We start from the raw sequence: 18,635 nt of genomic DNA, 5'->3' as shown, positions 1-18,635 counted from the left end.
GGCGAGGGCGAAGCAAGGGCAGGTCAGTACCGCACCGCGATCCGGCGTTCGACGGCGTCCACCCGGATCTCCCCGCCGTACGGGATGATCAACTGTGGGTCGGTGTGGCCGAGGTCGACGTCGAAGACCACCACCGCGTCCGGGTTGTACGTCGTGAGAGCACGAGTGATCGCCTCCCGCTGGGCCTCGCCCCACGCCAGCCGTTCCGGCACCGACAGCGGCTTGTCGAACTCCCACGCCTTGGGGCGACCGACGATGATCGCCGAGAAGGCGGCGAGCAGGCCCCGCTCCCCCATGTTCCGCACGATCCGGAACACCTCCTGGGCGCTGGGCATCTCCTCCGAGGTCTCGAAGATCAGTACGGAGCCGTCCAGCTCGTCGACGGTCGGCACCCGATCGGTGGCCAGCAACCAGTGCAGGATCTCCAGGTTGCCGCCCCAGGTGCGCCCCCGCACCACCCGCTCCGGGCCCTGCCAGCGCCAACCCGCACCCGGCAGCATCTCCGGCTCGTGCGCCAATGTCTCCGGCTCGGTCCAGGGGTTCGGCCGGTCACCCCACTCGATGGCGGGCGTCAGCTCGTACCAGTCGGTGGTGAAGAGCGCGGCGCGCAGCGAGCCGAAGGTCAGCGGGTGCGGCGAGCCGGGCCGGCCGAGGTGCACCAGCACCGACCCACCGTGGTAGGCGACGATGCCCAGCCGGTACAGGTGGTTGAGCACGTTGGTGTTGTCGGAGTACCCGAAGTAGGGCTTGGGGTTGGCCCGCAACACGTCGTCGTCGAGGTATGGGGTGACCGTGATCAGGTCGTCCCCGCCGACCGTGGCGAGCACCGCGGTGATGCTCGGGTCGGCGAAGGCGGCCGTCAGGTCGCGGGCCCGGTCGCGCGGGTCCGCCCCCATGATCCGCGTGGTCGGGTACTCCACCGGCTCCAGGCCGAACTCCTCGCGCAACCGGCGCAGCCCCAACTCGTACACATGGGGAAAGACGGCCGGCAGACCGGCGGAGGGTGAGACGACCGCGACCCGGTCGCCCGGTCGCGGTTTCGGCGGGTAGCTCAGCGACACCATGATCAGAAGCTAGTCGATCGACCAGGCAGTTACTGCCCGACGAATCGCTCTAAAAGCGATTCAACGGACCATAGGCTCGCGATGTGGACGACGCATCGCAAGGCCGAACCCGCGACTGGGCGCCGCGCAGCATCGGGCTGCTCATCGGCACCCTCGCGCTGGCCACCGCGTTCATCGCGGCCTACGTCGGCGCGCTGCACCAGCCCACACCTCGGGACGTACCGGTCGGTGTCGCCGTCGGCGACCAGCGCGCCCAGGCGGCGCTCACCGCCGTGCGCGGCCAGACCAACATCCTCAAACCGGTGGAGTACGACGACGCGGGCGCCGCCGAGCACGGCCTGCTGAGCCGCAAGGTGTACGCCGTGCTCAGCACCGGCCCCGACAACGGTCTGCTCCTCACCATCGCGAGTGCCTCCGGCCCCTCCGCCACCGGCGCGATCAGGGAGGTGCTCAGCACCGCCGCCACCCGCACCGGCACCCCGCTACAGGTCGTCGACGACGTGCCGGTCACCTCGGCCGACCCCCGCGGGGTGGTGCCCTTCTACCTGAACGTCGGGTACGTGCTCGGCGGTTACCTCGCCTCGACCGTGCTGGGGATTTCGTCCGGCACCACCCCGCGTACGGTGCGGCGGGCCGCGCTGCGCATCGCCGCCCTGGCGGTCTACAGCGTGCTGCTCGGCATCGCCGGCGCGGTCGTGGTCGGACCGGTTCTGGACATCTGGCACCACGACGTTCCGACGATCGCCGCCATCGGCGCGCTGGCCGTCTTCGCCGCCGCGCTGATCGCCAGCGCCATCCAGGGTTGGCTCGGCGTCGCGGGAACCGCACTGGTCATCCTGCTCCTGGTGGTGCTCGGCAACCCTGGCTCCGGCGGCATCTACGCACCCGAGTTCCTGCCCGGCGTGCTGCGCGGCATGCATCGGTGGAACATCCCCGGGCTCGCCAACGACCTGACCAAGGCGGCGGTGTACTTCGACTGGCGGTCGGCCGGCTGGCCGGCCTTCGCCCTCGCGCTCTGGGCGGTGGTCGGCGGGCTCGGGTTGGTCAGCGCCAGCCTGGTTCGCGGTCGCCGAGCCGGAAACGCCGGCTCCGGGTCGGCCCGCCCCGGCCCCGCGCCGGTCCCGGACGGTGGCTGAGATCACGCCGGAAAACGCCGCTCCCTGGACAGTGGATCACCCGGGTGCCCTCCGAACATCCGGTGCGCGCGGATACCATCCAATAAGTCGGACAGCGCTGTCCTTCGTATCCACGTAAGGGAGCGCACCGTGACCGACCAGCATGACCACGACGGCCCGGACGCCGCGCTGCGCGCCGACATCCGCCGACTCGGCACCCTGCTCGGCCAGACGCTGGCCCGCCAGGAGGGTCGCCCGCTGCTCGACCTCGTCGAGGAGATCCGCGCCCAGGTCCGCACCGACGCCCCGGCAGCCGCCCAGCGCCTCGGCGGGCTCGACGTGACCACCGGCACCAAGCTGGCCCGCGCCTTCTCCACCTACTTCCACCTGGCCAACATCACCGAGCAGGTGCACCGCGCGCGGGATCTGCGCCGCCGCCGGGCGGTCCAGGGCGGCTGGCTGGACCAGGCGGCCAAGATGATCGCCGAGCGCGGGGTGCCAGCCGAGGAGATCGCCAACGCCGCCCGCCGGCTCGCGGTCCGGCCGGTCTTCACCGCGCACCCGACCGAGGCGGCCCGCCGCTCGATCCTGTCCAAGCTGCGGGCGATCGCCGACGAGTTGGACACCGAGACCGCCAACGCGATCCTCTACGGCGCCAGCGACGAAGGCCCGGCCAACCGCCGCCTCGCCGAGTTGCTGGACCTGATGTGGCAGACCGACGAGCTGCGACTCGACCGACCGGACCCGACCGACGAGGCGCGCAACGCCATCTACTACCTGCGCGACCTGTACGCCGAGGCCGCACCCCAGGTGCTCGACGACCTGGCCGACACGCTGCGCACGCTCGGCGTGGAGACGTCACCGACGGCCCGGCCGCTGAGCTTCGGCACCTGGATCGGCGGCGACCGCGACGGCAACCCGTTCGTCACTCCGGCGGTCACCCGCGATGTGCTGGCCATCCAGCACGAGCACGGCATCGCGGCCACCGAGAAGGCGATGGACCACCTGATCAACGAGGTCTCGGTCTCCCGCCGACTGCGCGGGGTGTCCCTGGACCTCTCCGCCAGCCTCGCTGCCGACCTGGACGCGCTACCCGAGGTGGCGGCCCGGTTCCGCCGGGTCAACGCGGAGGAGCCGTACCGGCTCAAGGCACGCTGCGTGAAGGCGAAGCTCGCCAACACCCGGCAGCGGTTGCGCCAGGGCACCGCGCACGTGGCGGGCCGGGACTACCGGGGCTCCGCCGCGCTGATCGCCGACCTGGATCTGCTGCGGGCCTCGCTGGCCCGCAACTCCGGGCAGCTCACCGCCGTCGGCCGACTGGCCTCCACCATCCGTACGGTCTCCGCGTTCGGCCTGCACCTGGCGACCATGGACATCCGGGAGCACGCCGAGGCGCACCACGCGGTGCTCGCTCAGCTCTACGAGGCCGTCGGCGAGGTCTCCGACTACCCGGCGCTGACCCGGCTGGAACGCACCAAACTGCTCGCCGACGAGCTGACCGGCCGTCGACCGCTGTCCACCCTGGACACTGCGCTGTCCGAGCCCACCCGCAAGACCTTCGACGTGTTCTCGACCATCCGGGAGGCACAGGACCGGTTCGGCAGCGAGGTGATCGAGTCGTACATCATCTCGATGACCCTGGGTGTCGACGACGTGCTGGCCGCGGTGGTGCTGGCCCGCGAAGCCGGCCTGGTGGACGTGCACAGCGGCCGGGCCCGGGTCGGGTTCGTGCCACTGTTGGAGACCCCCGCCGAGCTGAACGCCGGCGGTGAACTCCTCGACGAGCTGCTGTCGCTGCCCGCGTACCGGGCGCTGGTGACCGCCCGGGGCGACGTGCAGGAGGTCATGCTCGGCTACTCCGACTCCAACAAGGAGGCCGGGATCACCACCAGCCAGTGGTCGATCCACCGGGCGCAGCGCGCGCTGCGCGACGTGGCCGCCCGGCACGGGGTGCACCTGCGGCTGTTCCACGGCCGGGGCGGCACGGTCGGGCGCGGCGGCGGGCCGACGCACGAGGCGATCCTGGCCCAGCCGTACGGCACGATGGACGGCGCGATCAAGGTGACCGAGCAGGGCGAGGTGATCTCCGACAAGTACACCCTGCCCTCCCTGGCCCGGGAGAACCTGGAGCTCACCCTCGCCGCGGTGCTCCAGGCGACCCTGCTGCACACGGCACCTCGCCAGCCGGCCGAGATGTTGGAACGCTGGGACGCGACGATGGACGTGGTCTCCGAGTCGGCGTACCGGTCCTACCGTTCGCTCGTCGAGGACCCGGACCTGCCCGCGTACTTCTGGGCGTCCACCCCCACCGAGCTGCTCGGCGCGCTGAACATCGGATCCCGACCGGCGAAGCGCCCGAACACCGGCGCGGGGCTGTCCGGTCTGCGGGCCATCCCGTGGGTGTTCGGATGGACCCAGACCCGGCAGATCGTGCCGGGTTGGTTCGGTGTCGGCTCCGGGCTGGCCGCCGCCCGCGAGGCCGGGCTGGCCGACGTGCTGGCCGAGATGCACCGCAACTGGCACTTCTTCCGCACGTTCCTGTCGAACGTCGAGATGATGGTGACCAAGACCGACCTGAGCATCGCCCGTCGGTACGTCGAGACGCTGGTGCCGGAGAAGCTGCACCCGATCTTCGAACAGATCGAGCAGGAGTACGAGCTGACCAAGCGCGAGGTGCTGGCAGTGACGTCCTCACCCGCCCTGCTGGAAAACTCGCCGGTGCTCCAGCGCACCCTGGCCGTACGCGACACCTACCTGGAGCCGCTGCACCATCTCCAGGTGGCGCTGCTGCGGCAGTACCGGGAGTCCGGCGCCGCCGGACGGGCGGTGGCGACCGCGCCGGGTGGCCGACGCGCGCCGAGCGACGGCACCGCTCTGGAGCGGGCGCTGCTCACCACGGTGAACGGCATCGCCGCCGGGATGCGCAACACCGGCTGATCAATCGGAACGGAAACAGGCCCCGGTCGCCACGACCGGGGCCTGTTCCGTAGGTCACTCAACGACGGTCAGAAGTCGCCGCCGCCAAAGTCGCCGCCGCCGAAGTCACCACCACCGAAGCCACCACCGAAGTCACCACCACCGAAGTCGCCGCCGGCGTAGTCCCCACCGGCGTAGTCACCGCCGCCGCCGTCACCACCCTGGTCGCCGCCGCCGAAGTCCTGGTCGCCGCCGTCCCCGCCCTGGTCGGCACCGTCACCGAAGCCCTCCTGGTAACCGGCGTCGTAGCCGTACCCGGGGTCGGCGAAGGCGGGCGAGAACAGCGCGTCGGCGATCAGGATGCCGCCGAGCACACCGGCTCCGGCGCCCAGCGCCGTCTTCCACCACGGCGTCGAATACCAGCCCGCCGGCACCGGCCGGCCCTGATAACGCCCACCGGGGTAGTAGTAGGGCGTCTCCCGGCCAGGTTGCGGGCCAGCCCGGAAGGTCTGCCCCTGCACGTCGACCTCGCGCTCCTTGGTGAGCTGCCCCACGCCGCGAGCGGCGGCCAGCGTCGGCACCTCGGGGCCCGGATCGATGCCCAGCGCGGTACGCGCCGCGCGAATGTAGGCCAGCCCCTCCAACGCGGTCTCCCGGGCCAACCCGAACTGGTGCGGCGTGCGCGCCTGCTCCAGCTGCGAGCCCGCCGCGTTGTACCGCTCGCCGGCGTCGGCCAGCGCCTGGCGTACCGCCGGCTCGTCGCCCTGGAGGTTCATCAACTGGCCGCCGAGGCGCTCGTACCACCGTTGCGCCTCCGCGCGGGCGTCGCCGAGCGCGGTGCGTTGGCGAGCGCCGGCCTGGGCGCGGACGAGCGCCGCGGCACCCAACGCGCCGACCACCACGACGGCGAGGCAGAGCACAAGTTCCATGTCATCGAACGTACCCCCGGCTCGCACGTCGTATCAGTCTGGCAAGCTCCGGTGATGGACGTCTCGACGCTGCTCCTGGTGATCGTGTGCCTCGGTGCCGGCGGAGCGGTTGGATGGCTCGCGGCCCGTTCCCGGTCGGCGGTCGACATCGCCCGCCTCGACGCCACCCTGGCGGCCACCCGGGAGGGCGAGGGCCGGCTGGAGCAGTCCATGCGGGCCCTGAGCTACGAGGCCACCGCACAGTCCCAGGAGGCGGTGGCCCGGGCGGTCGCGCCGCTGCACGACACCTTGCGCCGCTACGAGCAGCGGGTGGCCGAGCTGGAGCACGACCGGGTCGACGCGTACGCCGAGCTGCGCGAGCAGGTCCGCTCGATGAACGCGGTCTCCGGTGAGCTGCGCACCGAGACCAAGCAGCTGGTGGCGGCGCTGCGGGCACCGCAGGTGCGGGGCCGCTGGGGCGAGCACCAGTTGCGCCGGATCGTCGAGGCGGCCGGGATGCTGGAGCACTGCGACTTCTCCGAGCAGGTCACCGCCGCCACCGACCAGCAGGTCGTTCGACCGGATCTGGTGGTCCGGCTGCACGGCGGCCGGTCGGTGGTGGTGGATGCCAAGGCGCCGTTCGACGCGTACCTGACGGCCATGGAGGCCCGCGACGAGCGCGGCCGGGACACCCACCTCGACGCCCATGCCCGGCACCTGCGGGGGCACGTCGACGCCCTGGCCGCCAAGTCGTACTGGTCGGCGTTCGACAACTCACCAGAGTTCGTGGTGCTGTTCGTCCCCGCCGACCCGTTTCTCGACGTCGCGCTCCAGCGTGACCCGACGCTGCTGGAGCACGCGTTCACCCGCAACGTGGTGCTGGCCACGCCGGCCACACTGGTCGCCCTGCTTCGGACGGTCGCCTACTCCTGGCGGCAGGAGGCGCTGGCCCGTAACGCGCTCGCGGTGCACACCCTCGCCCGGGAGCTGTACGGCCGGCTGTCGACCCTGGGCGACCACGTGGGCAAGCTCGGGTCGTCGCTGGCCGGTGCGGTGACGGCGTACAACCGGGCGGTCGGCTCGTTGGAGGCCCGGGTGCTGGTCAGCGCCCGCAAGCTCGCCGAGCTGGGCGTCTCGGACGAGGAGTTGGCCACGCCCGCGCAGGTCGAGTTGACGCCCCGACAGCCCCAGGCACCTGAGCTGGCCGACCCGGCCGACGAGGTGTCGGCCCGCTAGCGCCGCACGTCAGGACCGGGTGGCGCTTGCCACGACGAACGGGGTGCCCTGCTGACAGGTGGTCATCATGCCGGGCTCCGCCCGACCGATGACCTCGACCCGCGCACCCGCCGTCAGCACGTCACGCGGGCCGCCGAGAAGCAGGTAACCGTCGAGCAGCACGCAGTTGGGCTCCACGCCGCTCTGCACGGTGCCGGTCAGGGTGGTGTCCCCGACCCCCGGGGGCGTACTCGGACCGCCCGGCTTCCCGGTCTTCGGGCCCGGGGTGGGGTCGACGGTCGATGGCGAGGCGGTCGGGTCGGGCGTGGGCTGGCTGGTCGACACCTGCGTTCCCGTCGGAGTCGGTGTGGGTGCGCCGCCTCCGGCGTCCTGACTGCCGCAGGCGGTCAACGCCACGCAGACGGCCAGCGCGGGAACGGCGAGCCGAAAGATCCTCATGCCGAATCTGACGTACGAAGGGCCGAGTTAGTTCCCACGCTCAGCCGCGCGCTGCCGCGGCCTTCATGTCCCGCTTCAGCTCCTGCGGAAGCGAGAACGTGAGCCGCTCGTTGGCGGTGGTGATCTCCTCGACGTCGGCGAAGCCCCGCGCGGCGAGGTAGGCCAGCACCTCCTGGACCAGGTCGTCCGGGACGCTCGCGCCGGAGGTCAGGCCGACCGTCGTGGCCCCCTCCAGCCAGGCGTCGTCGATCTCGTTCGCGAAGTCGACCAGGTAACCAGCGCGGGCGCCCGCGTCCAGGGCGACCTCGACCAGGCGGACCGAGTTGGAGGAGTTCGTCGAGCCGACGACGATCACCACGTCGCAGTCGGCGGCGATCTCCTTGACCACGTGCTGCCGGTTGGAGGTGGCGTAGCAGATGTCGTCGCTGGGCGGAGACTGCAGCAGCGGCAGCCGCTGCTTGAGCCGGGCCACCGTCTCCAGCGTCTCGTCCACCGAGAGCGTGGTCTGGGAGAGCCAGACCACCTTCTCCGGATCGCGGACGGTGACCTTGTCGGCGCCGTCCGGGCCGTCGACGAGCTGGATGTGCGCGGGGGCCTCACCGGCGGTGCCGATGACCTCCTCGTGCCCCTCGTGGCCGATCAGCAGGATGTCGTAGTCCTCGGCGGCGAACCGCTTCGCCTCGTGGTGCACCTTGGTGACCAGCGGGCAGGTCGCGTCAATCGCCTTCAGCGAGCGCGCCTTGGCCTGCTCGTAGACCTCGGGAGCCACGCCGTGCGCGGAGAAGACGACGGTGGCACCCTCCGGCACCTCCTCGTTCTCCTCCACGAAGATCGCGCCCAGGGCCTCCAGGGTCTGCACGACGTGCTTGTTGTGCACGATCTGCTTGCGCACGTAGATCGGGGCACCGTAGAGCTTCAGCGCCTCCTCGACGGTCTGCACCGCGCGGTCGACACCCGCGCAGTAGCCGCGGGGCTTGGCCAGGAGCACGCGCTTGCCGGTCCGTGGAGTCGCCTCAGCCTCAGTCACCCGCCCATCGTACGTGTCCGATCCCCCACCCACCCTCGACGACCACCTGGGTGATCAAGAGGTTTGCGTCAGAAACGCGCCCAGGGGTGACGCAAACCTCTTGATCACTGCGGGGGTCCGTAGGGTGGGCGGGTGAGTGATGGGGTGCGGGTGGGGAGTGGCGGCGCGGGGAGCGGCGGGAGTAGCAGCGCTGAGGAGCCTTGGCCGGTGCGGGTGGTCAGCCAGAAGGTCGGGGCATGGATCGCCAAGCTGGGCTGGGTGTGGGTGGACGGTCAGGTGGCGCAGATCAGCCGCCGACCCGGGGCCAGCACCGTCTTCCTCACCCTGCGTGACCCGTCGGCCGACCTGAGCCTGACCGTCACCACCAACCGGGACGTGCTGGACACCGGCGCACCGGAGCTGCGCGAGGGTGCCCGCGTGGTGCTGCACGCCAAGCCGGAGTTCTACGCCGCCCGGGGCACGTTGAGCCTGCGCGCCGACGAGATCCGCCAGGTGGGGCTCGGGGAGTTGCTGGCCCGGCTGGAGAAGCTCAAGAAGCTGCTCGCCGCCGAAGGGCTCTTCGACCGCGCCCGCAAACGCCGACTGCCGTTCCTGCCCGGCCGGATCGGGCTCATCACCGGCCGCGCGTCGGCTGCGGAGCGGGACGTGCTGACCAATGCCCGGCGGCGCTGGCCTGCGGTGGAGTTCCGCACGGTCAACGTGGCCGTGCAGGGACCGTCGGCGGTGCCGCAGATCGTCGACGCGCTCAAGGTGCTGGACGCCGACCCGACCATCGACGTGATCATCATCGCCCGGGGTGGAGGCGGCATCGAAGACCTGCTGCCCTTCTCCGACGAGGCGCTCTGCCGCGCGGTGTTCGGCTGTCGTACGCCGGTGGTCAGCGCGATCGGCCACGAGACGGACGCGCCACTGATCGACTACGTCGCCGACGTCCGCGCCTCCACTCCGACCGACGCGGCCAAACGGGTCGTCCCCGACCTCACCGAGGAGGTACGCCTCATCGGCCAGGCCCGGCACCGCCTCGAACGGGCGGTGCGCAACCTGGTCGACCGGGAGACGCACCGACTCGACGGGCTGCGTTCCCGGCCGGTGCTGGCCCGGCCGCAGGTGATGGTGGAGCATCGGGCGACCGACCTGACCGCGTTGCGCCAGCGGGCAGGCCGCTGCCTGGAGCACCGGCTCACCGCCGCCGACGATGACCTGCGACACACCCTGGCACGGCTCCGCGCGCTCTCCCCCGCCGCCACCCTCGACCGGGGGTACGCGATCGTGCAGCGCGCGGACGGCCACGTCGTCCGCGCGGCGGCGGACGTCGGCAAGGGCGACCCCTTGCGGGTACGGCTGGCCGACGGCGAACTGGCCGCCACCGTGGACGGCTGAGTGGCGACGCGGTGACCCGGGGAGCGGTGTGCTGAGATGGACGCGATGACTGACGACACGAAGGCAAAGGCCGGGCCGGACGAGCGGCTCAGTTACGAGCAGGCCCGCGCCGAGCTGGCCTCGGTGGTCGAGCGGCTGGAGGCCGGCGGCACGTCCCTGGAGGAGTCGCTGGCGCTCTGGGAGCGCGGCGAGGCGCTGGCGGTGATCTGCCAACGCTGGCTGGATGGCGCGCGGGCGCGGATCGACGCCGCCCGGCAGGAACCCGCGTCCTGACCGCTCTCTGACCGCAGGCGGGGCGGCCGGAGCCGCCCCACCCGCGTACGTCAGTTGAACAGGCTGTACAGCTCGGCCGGCGCCTCGACGACCTGGGCCGCCGGCGGCTTCTGCGCGGCGGTGGCGACACCGTAGTCGGAGTACGTCATCCGGATCTCCTGGGCGGCGGTCTGCCCCGCGGCCGGCAGCTGGAGCACCAGCTCGCTGAGGCGGCCCTGCGGGTCCACCTTCGCGGTGAACGGAACAGTCTTCGCCTGGGTGCCCAGCGCGGCGATCGTGGCGGCGTTCAGCGAGCCCGCCTCGGCGGCCTTGGTGACGTCGATGGTGCCCGCGTACGCGCCGGTGCCGGTGCTGCGGACCTCGGTGATCCCCTGGGTCAGCACCGCGCTGCCGGCCGGGTCGACCTTGTCGAAGTCGAAGCCGAGATTGCGGTTGCCCTTGATCCGGGCCTGGTCCAGGTGCTGGTACTTGCCGAGGTTGAGCTGCTTGATGGCGGGCAGGCTGTCGGCGGTGGGGCCGGTCAGCTCCAGCTTCACCCAGCTGTCCGGCTTGTAGTGGATCACGTCGAGCTTCATCGCCAGGTCGGACGAGGGGCCGCCGATGGCGACCTTCATCGCCGCGCTCTGGCTCGGCTGGTGCACCTGCCCTTCGGCCGTCGAGCCGACGCCGGTCAGGGTGAACCGGAAGTTGCCGTTACTGATCTCCTTGGTGGAGTCGAGCAGGGCCTGCTTGGCGTCGCCAGCCACCGGCGCGCCGGACGGGCTCGCCGTGCCGGACGCGGTCACCGTCGGGGACGCGGTCGATCCGGCGGTGCCGGTTCCACCGCTGGCGCAGGCGGCCAGTGCGGGCGAGATCAAAGCGGCGGCTACCAGGCCGGCGCCGAGTCGTCGAACAGTCATACGTGTCTCCCAAGGGGGTCACCCGACGACCTGGGCGGCGCCGGAAACCGGGCGACGCAGCAGCACCGTCGGCTGCGTCGCGCGATCCGAGCCGAGCAGCGCGCCCGGATCACTCCCTCTTTGTTCCCTGTCGACGCGTCGGACAATCACCCTTCTGTCTGGTTGCCCAAATTCGCCACCACCAGGGGCGTCGATCGGCGGGGCCGGTCAGCGTAGGGCGCCGGCCAGTTCACGCAGTTCGTTGTCCCGGGCATCGCCGACGACGATCACCGTTCGGGTCGGCTCCAGCAGGACCAGCGCCTGCTGGTTCCCCCGAGCCGTATAGAGCTGCCAGGTGCGCCCGGCCAGCTCGGTGGGGCCCTGCGGCTGGCCCTGGCTGGTCAGTTCCGCGGGGAGCAGCCGCTCCGCCGGGACGCTGCTCTGCAGGAGTTGGACGCCGCGCCCCTCCGGCGTGAGGTAGCCGAGCCGCAGGTTCGCACCGCCCTCGACGGTCTGATAGCGGGCGCTGACCGTCGACCAGCCGGAGCCGAGCCCCTGTGGCTGGCTCACCGGAAAGACGTTCGCCGACCGGGCCTGCTCGATCGCGGGGGCCGGATCGACGGTCGCGGCCTGATCCCCGCCGAGAAATCCCCGGTAGAACGCCAGCAGTAGCGCGATCGGGACAAGCAGCACCAGCAGCGAGATCGCCATGTCCTTCGGCGACCGCTCGGATTTGGCAGGTGCCACCCGCGACGGTGGCGCGGGCCGGTCCCGTGCTGGCTCGTCCGTTGGCGGCGCGGTGGCCGGGCCCGACGGGACCAGGGCCGGCTCGCCGGCAGGCGGCGTCGGGTCGGTCGCGGCGGGCTCACCACCGGGGCCGGTGGGGACGTCGACCGGCGGCTGGCCGTCGGGCGGCGTGCGGTCGGCGGGTACGCGGTCGGCTGGCTGTGCGGGTTCCACCCCTCCATCTTCGCAGCCGCCCGACCGGCGGTATCCGGGCCATCACCGCCCCGCGCCGATGCCGGGTCGGCGATCGTGTGAGGATCAGCAACAAAGCCGGCAGTGGGGGTCGTCCTGCCGCCGGTCGTCCCCGCACCGTCGCGAGGAGGAGCAACCGTCATGACGAACACCAGGACGCGGATCCCACAGGATCTCGACCGAAACCTCGCCCTCGACCTGGTCCGGGTCACCGAGGCCGCGGCGATGGCCGCCGGTCGGTGGGTGGGCCGGGGAGACAAGGAGGGCGGCGACGGGGCCGCCGTCGACGCGATGCGCAAGCTGATCAACTCGATCCAGATGCGCGGCGTGGTGGTGATCGGCGAGGGCGAGAAGGACAACGCCCCGATGCTCTTCAACGGCGAACACGTCGGCGACGGCACCGGCCCCGAGGTGGACGTCGCCGTCGACCCGGTCGACGGCACCACCCTGATGAGCAAGGGCATGCCGAACGCCGTAGCGGTGCTCGCTGTCTCCGAGCGGGGTGCGATGTTCGACCCCAGCGCCGTGTTCTACATGGAGAAGCTCGCCGTCGGGCCGGCGTACGCCGACGTGGTGGACATCAACGCCGGTGTGGCCGAGAACCTTCGCCGGATCGCCAAGGTCAAGGGCACCGACGTCTCCGAGGTGACGGTCTGCGTGCTGGACCGCAGCCGCCACGACGACCTGGTCGCGCAGATTCGCCGGACCGGGGCGGGCATCCGGTTCATCTCCGACGGCGACATCGCGGGCTCCATCGCGGCCGCCCGGGGCGAGTCGGACGTCGACGTGCTGATGGGCATCGGCGGCACCCCGGAGGGCATCATCTCCGCGTGCGCGCTGAAGTGCATGGGCGGTGCGATGCAGGCCAAGCTCTGGCCGCGCGACGAGCAGGAGCGGGAGAAGGCGATCGCCGCCGGACACGACCTGGACCGGGTGCTGGGCACCGATGATCTCGTCACCGGCGACAACTGTTTCTTCGTGGCGACCGGGGTCACCTCCGGGGATCTGCTGCGCGGTGTGCGTTACCGGGCCGGCGGCGCGTACACCCAGTCGATCGTGATGCGCTCGAAGAGCGGCACCATCCGGGTGATCGACTCGTACCACCGGTTGGAGAAGCTCGCGCTCTACTCCGCGGTCGACTTCGACGGTCGTCCGCTGGCCGAACAGGAGTGACCGCCACCGACACGGCGGCCCCGCAGGTCCTGTCGGCCAGCCGCCGGATCACCGGCGTCGCGCTGGCATCGGTCTCCGGGGTCGCGGTGGCGGTGCAGTCCCGAATCAACGGCGAGCTGGGGGTACGCCTCGCCGACGGCTTCGCCGCCGCGGTGATCTCGTTCGGCGTCGGCCTGTTGGTGCTGCTGGTGCTGGTGCCCGCCACCCCCGGCGGTCGGCGTGGCCTGGTCGCGACGCGGCGTGCTCTGACGTCGGGCGCGCTGCGGCCGTGGCAGTGCCTGGGCGGGATGTGCGGGGCGTTCCTGGTGGCCACCCAGGGGCTCACCATCGGCACGTTGGGCGTGGCGGTCTTCACCGTGGCGGTGGTCGCCGGCCAGACCGGCAGCAGCCTCGCCGTGGACCGGGCGGGCATCGGGCCGACGGGCCGGCAGCCGGTCACCCGGCAGCGGCTGGCGGGTGCGGTGCTCACCGTACTGGCGGTCGGCCTGGCGGTCGGCGACCGACTCGAGGACCCGGGCACGCTGGCGCTGGCCCTGCTGCCCCTGCTCGCCGGGGTGGGCATCGCCTGGCAGCAGGCGGTCAACGGCCGGGTCCGGGCGGCGGCCGACAGCGCGTTGACCGCCACCCTGGTCAACTTCGCCGTCGGCACGGTCACCCTGCTCGTCGCGTTCGCGATCGACATCGCGGTACGCGGCTGGCCCACCGGCCACCTGCCGAGCGAGCCGTGGTTCTACCTGGGCGGTCCGATCGGCATCGTGTTCATCGCGATCGCCGCCGCGATCGTGCGCTTCACCGGGGTGCTGCTGCTCGGCCTGGCCACCATCGCCGGCCAGATCGTCGGGGCGGTCCTGCTGGACCTGGTGCTGCCCACCGCGGCCTCGCACCCCGGCCTGAACACCCTGCTCGGGGCAGCGCTGACCATGGTGGCCGTGCTGGTCGCCGCGCTGGCGCGACCCACTCGCCGCTGACCGCCGGACCCGGTCAGCCCTTCCGATATCGCCAGCGAGGTCAGCCGGCGTCGGAGGAGTGCCCGGGGAAGAGGTGCGCGCTCGGGTCGATGGCCACGGCAGCGTTGTTGACCGCCGTCGCGGCCTCGCCGAAGCCGGTCGCGATGAGCCGGACCTTGCCCGGGTATTCGGTGATGTCCCCGGCCGCGAAGACCCTCGGCAGGTTCGTCGCCATGGCGCTGTCCACCAGGATGTGCCGGCGGTCCAGGCGTAGCCCCCACTCGGCCAGTGGGCCCAGGTCGGCGGTGAAGCCGAGGGCCGCCACGACGGTGTCCACCGGCAGCGTCTCGGTCGCACCACCGCGCACGGTCACCTCGGCGCCGGTCACCGTGCCGTCCCCGATGAGTCGGCTGACCTCGGCGTTGACCACCACCCGCACCGGAAGCGACAGCACCCGGGCGACCGTCGAGGCGTGCGCCCGGAACTTTTCCCGTCGGTGCACGAGGGTCACCGAACGGGCCAACGGCTGCAGCGCCAGCGCCCAGTCGAAGGCCGAGTCGCCGCCACCGACGATCAGCACGTCCCGGTCGGTCAGCTCGGTCGGCTCGGTGACGAAGTAGACGATCCCCGAGCCGGGGGCGCCATCGGCGCACGGCAGGGGCCGAGGGCTGAAGCTGCCGAGCCCGCCGGTGACCACGACCGCGCCGCAGGCGAGCTGGTCGCCGCCGGCCAGGCCGAGCACCGGGCGACCATCGGCGTACGAGAGTTTCTCGGCACGGGTGCCGAGCAGGTAGTGAGGGCCGAACGGGGCGGCCTGGGCGACCAGGTTGGCCACCAGGTCGCGGCCCTTGACGGCGGGGAAGCCAGCCACGTCGAGAATCAGCTTCTCCGGGTACATGGCGGTGACCTGACCGCCCGGCTCCGGCAGCGCGTCGATCACCGCGACCGACAACCCCCGGAACCCGGCGTAGTACGCGGCGAAGAGACCGGCCGGACCGGCCCCGATCACGGCGATGTCGACCTCGCGCATGGCGTACCGTCGCTTTCCGCTTACGGATCAACGCTTGCTGATCTCGACCGTAGGCGGGCGGAGGCGGTCGGGCAAGCACGTCCCAGAGGCGCGCCGAGGATTCGCTCAGGGCAGGCTGAGCGTGGATCCCGAGTAGTCCGGGCCATCCACGGTCGGCCGTCGGCGACGGAACAGGATCGCCGCCACCACCCCGCCGAGCAGCCCGAACAGGTGGCCCTGCCAGGAGATCCGCTCGTCGGTGGGGAGGATGCCGACAAGTTGCCAGCCGTAGAGCAGACCGACCAGCAGGAAGACCGCGAAGTTCCACCAGCTGCGTTCGACGATGCCCCGGGTGAGCAGGATGCCCAGGTAGCCGAAGATGACGCCGCTCGCGCCGACCACCACCGAGTTGGGCGAACCGGTGAACCAGACGCCGAGCCCGCTGACCAGGATGATCACCAGGGTCGACCAGAGGAATCGGCGGGCGCCGGCGGCCAGGACGAAGGTGCCCAACAGGATCAGCGGGATGCTGTTGCTGTAGAGGTGGTCGAAGCCGTGGTGCAGGAACGGGGAGAAGAAGACCCCGTCCAGCCCGTCGATGCGGTGCGGGATGATGCCGGCGGTGGCGTCCAGTCCGAAGGCGAGCCCCTGGTCGACGGCCTCGATGAGGAAGAGGAACGGGACCACCGCACACATGGCGACGAACGCCCGGCCGAGGGCGGCGTAGAACGCCTCGGTGCCGAACCGGTAGGGGTCGCCGTTTGACGGGTGCAGGGTCACCCCACAACTGCTATCAGCAAAAGCGGCCAACCGCCACTCGCGTCCTGTCCGAGCAGACCGGCGTACGCACGACTGCGGGGCGGGTGGTCGCCCACCCGCCCGCCGTCGAGATCGTCAGTAGTGGCCGTTGTTCTGGAAGTAGCCCCAGGCCCCGCAGGGCGTCTTGTACCTGCCCTTGATGTAGCCCAGCCCCCACTTGATCTGGGTGGCCGGGTTCGTCCGCCAGTCGCTGGCGACGGTCCCCATCTTGCTGCCCGGGAGGGCCTGCGGGATCCCGTACGCACCGGACGAGGAGTTGGCGGCCTTGTGGTTCCAGCCGCTCTCCTTGGTCCAGAGCTTCTCCAGACAGGGGAACTCGGCGATGCCGAAGCCCGCGTCGATCATCATGGCGCAGCCGGTCTTGCGGTTGCCGCTGTACTGGGCGCAGGAGGCCGGGATCGGCCCGTCGTACGGCTTGGCGGCCTGCTCGACGGCCTTCCGCTCGGCCTTGCGGGACGCCGCGGCGGCCTCGGCCCTGCGGGCCCGCTCGGCGGCCTCCTTGGCGGCCTGCGCCGCGCGCAGCTTGGCCTGGTATTCGGCGGCCCGCTGCTTGGCGAACTTCACCTGATGGGAGGCCTGCCGGTCACGCTGGTAGGCGAGATCGGCCCGGTCGACCTCGAGGCTGACCTGCTCGGTCAGGCCCTGTTGCTGGGTTTCCCGGTCTTCGCCCAGATAGAAGCCACCGGCAACGCCCACGGAGAGCAGCGCTACAGCAGCCGTACGGGCGCCCAACCGGCTCCACAGCCGACTCACGAAGTGGTCCCTTCGTCGGGGGCAAAGGCGCGGCGCGGCGCGGGCCACAGGCGGGCCGTCAGCCGTGCCACGAGCGCCCCGACCGGTTGCCGGTCGCGCCGACGCACCGACTGTCGCCGATGCCGTCCGTCTCGGGACGAACGATCACCAACGATTCCCGTGGTGCGTGGACGCTCGTGGGACACGATTGCGCACAGTGAGGCTGTTGGGAAACCGACCGGCCTGTTTGTGATCTGTGCCACACTTAAAATGCGGACAAAAGCCCGCAAAGGCACCGTTAAATCGGGATGTCCTCCAGGAGATCCGTGACCATCGCGGCAATCGGCGACCGCTCCGAACGGGTGAGTGTGACGTGGGCGAAGAGGGGATGGCCCTTGAGCGCCTCGATGACGGCGGTGACCCCGTCATGCCGGCCGACCCGCAGATTGTCCCGCTGTGCCACGTCGTGCGTGAGCACCACCCGGGAGCCCTGCCCGATCCGAGACAGCACGGTCAGCAGCACTCCGCGCTCAAGTGACTGGGCCTCGTCCACGATCACATAGGCATCGTGCAGGCTGCGCCCCCGAATGTGGGTCAGCGGCAACACCTCGAGGATGCCCCGCGAGGTGACCTCCTCCAGCACGTTCTCGTGCACCACCGCACCGAGAGTGTCGAAGACCGCCTGCGCCCACGGCGACATCTTTTCCGACTCCGACCCCGGCAGGTAGCCCAACTCCTGGCCGCCGACGGCGTACAGCGGGCGGAACACGATCACCTTCTTGTGCCGGCGCTTCTCCATCACCGCCTCCAGCCCGGCGCAGAGCGCCAGAGCCGACTTGCCGGTGCCGGCCCGACCGCCCAGCGAGACGATCCCGATCGCCTCGTCGAGCAGCAGGTCGAGAGCGACCCGCTGCTCGGCCGAGCGACCGTGCAACCCGAACGCCTCCCGGTCGCCCCGAACCAACCGGACCGACTTGTCCGGCAGCACCCGACCGAGCGCGGAGCCACGCGCCGAGTGCAGCACCAGGCCGGTGTGGCAGGGCAGCCCGGCAGCCTCGTCGACGTCGAGCGTCTCGCCGGCGTACAACTTGCCGATCTGCTCCTCGCTCAAATCCATCTCGGACATGCCGGTCCAGGTCGGGTCACTGGCCTGGCCGTGGCGGTACTCGTCGGCGCGCAGGCCCACCGAGGCCGCCTTGACCCGCAGCGGCATGTCCTTGCTGACCAGGGTCACCTCCCGCCCCTCGGCGGCGAGGTTGAGTGCGACGGAGAGGATCCGGGCATCGTTGCTCTCGCTGCGGAACCCGGGCGGCAACACGCCGTCGTCGGTGTGGTTGAGCTCCACCCGCAGGGTGCCGCCGACGTCGTTGGCGGGCACGGGTCGGTCGAGTCGGCCATGCCGGACCCGTAGGTCGTCGAGCATCCGTAGCGACTGCCGGGCGAACCAGCCCAGCTCCGGATGGTGCCGCTTGCCTTCCAGCTCGGTGATGACCACCAGAGGCAGCACCACCTCGTGCTCCGCGAACCGGTGGAACGCCGCCGGATCGGAGAGCAGCACGGAAGTGTCCAGGACAAAGGCCTGGCCGGCTGGTCGCGGCTCCTTGGGGTCGGCCGGCGCGGCGGCCGCCGTACGGCGGCTCCTGGTGGCGCGGCGGGTCGTGGCAGTCGCGGCCGGGGTCTGGTCGGCACCGGCGGTGGTACGGCGAGTCGTCACAGGCCTGCTCCGACGGATGGGCACCCGC

At 71.5% G+C, this 18,635-nt stretch carries 17 protein-coding genes; 7 read left to right on the top strand and 10 right to left on the bottom strand.

Annotation, left to right across the window (positions count from 1 at the left end; all coding sequences use genetic code 11):
* Positions 1–23: 23 nt before the first annotated feature.
* Entirely contained in the window at positions 24–1,064 is a 1,041-nt protein-coding gene (locus PCA76_RS04450; protein ID WP_272615476.1) for a S66 family peptidase, read from the bottom strand.
* 83 nt (positions 1,065–1,147) lie between these two features.
* Here PCA76_RS04450 and PCA76_RS04445 point away from each other — a divergent pair, with 83 nt between their 5' ends.
* Together PCA76_RS04445 and ppc are read left to right on the top strand one after the other, a co-directional pair.
* Entirely contained in the window at positions 1,148–2,200 is a 1,053-nt protein-coding gene (locus PCA76_RS04445) for a hypothetical protein (protein WP_272615475.1), read from the top strand.
* 129 nt (positions 2,201–2,329) lie between these two features.
* Complete coding sequence (ppc, locus tag PCA76_RS04440) at positions 2,330–5,116, top strand: phosphoenolpyruvate carboxylase (RefSeq protein WP_272615474.1); 2,787 nt, start codon at positions 2,330–2,332, stop codon at positions 5,114–5,116.
* Between the two features lie 68 nt (positions 5,117–5,184).
* On the opposite strand, the gene PCA76_RS04435 is transcribed toward ppc, so the two are convergent.
* Positions 5,185–6,024, bottom strand: coding sequence for a hypothetical protein (locus tag PCA76_RS04435; protein WP_272615473.1), 840 nt, complete (start codon positions 6,022–6,024; stop codon positions 5,185–5,187).
* A gap of 54 nt (positions 6,025–6,078) precedes the next feature.
* Here PCA76_RS04435 and PCA76_RS04430 point away from each other — a divergent pair, with 54 nt between their 5' ends.
* Positions 6,079–7,239: a DNA recombination protein RmuC gene (locus PCA76_RS04430; RefSeq protein ID WP_272615472.1), complete on the top strand. Its 1,161-nt coding sequence runs from the start codon at positions 6,079–6,081 to the stop codon at positions 7,237–7,239.
* A gap of 9 nt (positions 7,240–7,248) precedes the next feature.
* On the opposite strand, the gene PCA76_RS04425 is transcribed toward PCA76_RS04430, so the two are convergent.
* Positions 7,249–7,677 (bottom strand): hypothetical protein, encoded by a 429-nt coding sequence (locus PCA76_RS04425; protein ID WP_272615471.1) that lies wholly within the window; start codon positions 7,675–7,677, stop codon positions 7,249–7,251.
* A gap of 40 nt (positions 7,678–7,717) precedes the next feature.
* Entirely contained in the window at positions 7,718–8,704 is a 987-nt protein-coding gene (locus tag PCA76_RS04420; RefSeq protein ID WP_272615470.1) for a 4-hydroxy-3-methylbut-2-enyl diphosphate reductase, read from the bottom strand.
* A gap of 144 nt (positions 8,705–8,848) precedes the next feature.
* On the opposite strand from PCA76_RS04420, the gene xseA reads away from it, so the two are divergent.
* Positions 8,849–10,084 (top strand): exodeoxyribonuclease VII large subunit, encoded by a 1,236-nt coding sequence (xseA, locus tag PCA76_RS04415; protein WP_442930239.1) that lies wholly within the window; start codon positions 8,849–8,851, stop codon positions 10,082–10,084.
* A 45-nt stretch (positions 10,085–10,129) separates the two neighbouring features.
* On the top strand, positions 10,130–10,357 hold the full coding sequence (locus PCA76_RS04410; RefSeq protein ID WP_272615468.1) for an exodeoxyribonuclease VII small subunit: 228 nt from the start codon (positions 10,130–10,132) through the stop codon (positions 10,355–10,357).
* Positions 10,358–10,407: 50 nt separating this feature from the next.
* On the opposite strand, the gene PCA76_RS04405 is transcribed toward PCA76_RS04410, so the two are convergent.
* Together PCA76_RS04405 and PCA76_RS04400 are read right to left on the bottom strand one after the other, a co-directional pair.
* Positions 10,408–11,256: a hypothetical protein gene (locus PCA76_RS04405; RefSeq protein ID WP_272615466.1), complete on the bottom strand. Its 849-nt coding sequence runs from the start codon at positions 11,254–11,256 to the stop codon at positions 10,408–10,410.
* Between the two features lie 207 nt (positions 11,257–11,463).
* Positions 11,464–12,195 (bottom strand): DUF4245 domain-containing protein, encoded by a 732-nt coding sequence (locus tag PCA76_RS04400; protein ID WP_272615465.1) that lies wholly within the window; start codon positions 12,193–12,195, stop codon positions 11,464–11,466.
* A gap of 159 nt (positions 12,196–12,354) precedes the next feature.
* Between PCA76_RS04400 and glpX the strand changes: the two genes are divergently transcribed.
* Entirely contained in the window at positions 12,355–13,386 is a 1,032-nt protein-coding gene (gene glpX, locus PCA76_RS04395) for a class II fructose-bisphosphatase (RefSeq protein WP_272615464.1), read from the top strand.
* Positions 13,383–14,354 carry a DMT family transporter gene (locus PCA76_RS04390; protein WP_272615463.1) on the top strand — a complete coding sequence of 324 codons (972 nt, stop codon included), beginning with the start codon at positions 13,383–13,385 and terminating at the stop codon, positions 14,352–14,354. The genes glpX and PCA76_RS04390 overlap by 4 nt, the downstream gene beginning before the upstream one ends.
* Positions 14,355–14,394: 40 nt before the next feature.
* Here the strand turns inward: PCA76_RS04390 and PCA76_RS04385 are convergent, their stop codons facing one another.
* The 4 genes from PCA76_RS04385 to PCA76_RS04370 all read right to left on the bottom strand — a co-directional run bounded on the left by PCA76_RS04385 (position 14,395) and on the right by PCA76_RS04370 (position 18,607).
* The gene (locus PCA76_RS04385; RefSeq protein ID WP_272615461.1) at positions 14,395–15,363 is read right to left on the bottom strand and encodes an NAD(P)/FAD-dependent oxidoreductase; all 969 of its coding nucleotides are present in this window, start codon (positions 15,361–15,363) and stop codon (positions 14,395–14,397) included.
* Positions 15,364–15,468: 105 nt separating this feature from the next.
* Entirely contained in the window at positions 15,469–16,122 is a 654-nt protein-coding gene (locus PCA76_RS04380; protein ID WP_272615459.1) for a rhomboid family intramembrane serine protease, read from the bottom strand.
* A gap of 114 nt (positions 16,123–16,236) precedes the next feature.
* Positions 16,237–16,914 carry a transglycosylase SLT domain-containing protein gene (locus tag PCA76_RS04375; protein WP_272615458.1) on the bottom strand — a complete coding sequence of 226 codons (678 nt, stop codon included), beginning with the start codon at positions 16,912–16,914 and terminating at the stop codon, positions 16,237–16,239.
* A gap of 277 nt (positions 16,915–17,191) precedes the next feature.
* A complete protein-coding gene (locus PCA76_RS04370; protein WP_272615456.1) occupies positions 17,192–18,607 on the bottom strand; it encodes a PhoH family protein in 1,416 nt (471 codons plus the stop codon).
* Between the last annotated feature and the right edge of the window lie 28 nt (positions 18,608–18,635).

Source organism: Micromonospora sp. LH3U1, assembly GCF_028475105.1.
Lineage (GTDB): Bacteria > Actinomycetota > Actinomycetes > Mycobacteriales > Micromonosporaceae > Micromonospora.
The sequence above is the reverse complement of the archived record's forward strand: the minus strand, read 5'-3'. Positions and strand labels throughout refer to the sequence as shown.

Coding starts and splice junctions, on each gene's coding strand:
- glpX (WP_272615464.1), top strand. CDS start 12,355: ATGACGAACACCAGGACGCGGATCCCACAGGATCTCGACCGAAACCTC.
- PCA76_RS04450 (WP_272615476.1), bottom strand. CDS start 1,064: ATGGTGTCGCTGAGCTACCCGCCGAAACCGCGACCGGGCGACCGGGTC.
- PCA76_RS04410 (WP_272615468.1), top strand. CDS start 10,130: ATGACTGACGACACGAAGGCAAAGGCCGGGCCGGACGAGCGGCTCAGT.
- PCA76_RS04430 (WP_272615472.1), top strand. CDS start 6,079: ATGGACGTCTCGACGCTGCTCCTGGTGATCGTGTGCCTCGGTGCCGGC.
- PCA76_RS04405 (WP_272615466.1), bottom strand. CDS start 11,256: ATGACTGTTCGACGACTCGGCGCCGGCCTGGTAGCCGCCGCTTTGATC.
- PCA76_RS04435 (WP_272615473.1), bottom strand. CDS start 6,024: ATGGAACTTGTGCTCTGCCTCGCCGTCGTGGTGGTCGGCGCGTTGGGT.
- PCA76_RS04385 (WP_272615461.1), bottom strand. CDS start 15,363: ATGCGCGAGGTCGACATCGCCGTGATCGGGGCCGGTCCGGCCGGTCTC.
- PCA76_RS04425 (WP_272615471.1), bottom strand. CDS start 7,677: ATGAGGATCTTTCGGCTCGCCGTTCCCGCGCTGGCCGTCTGCGTGGCG.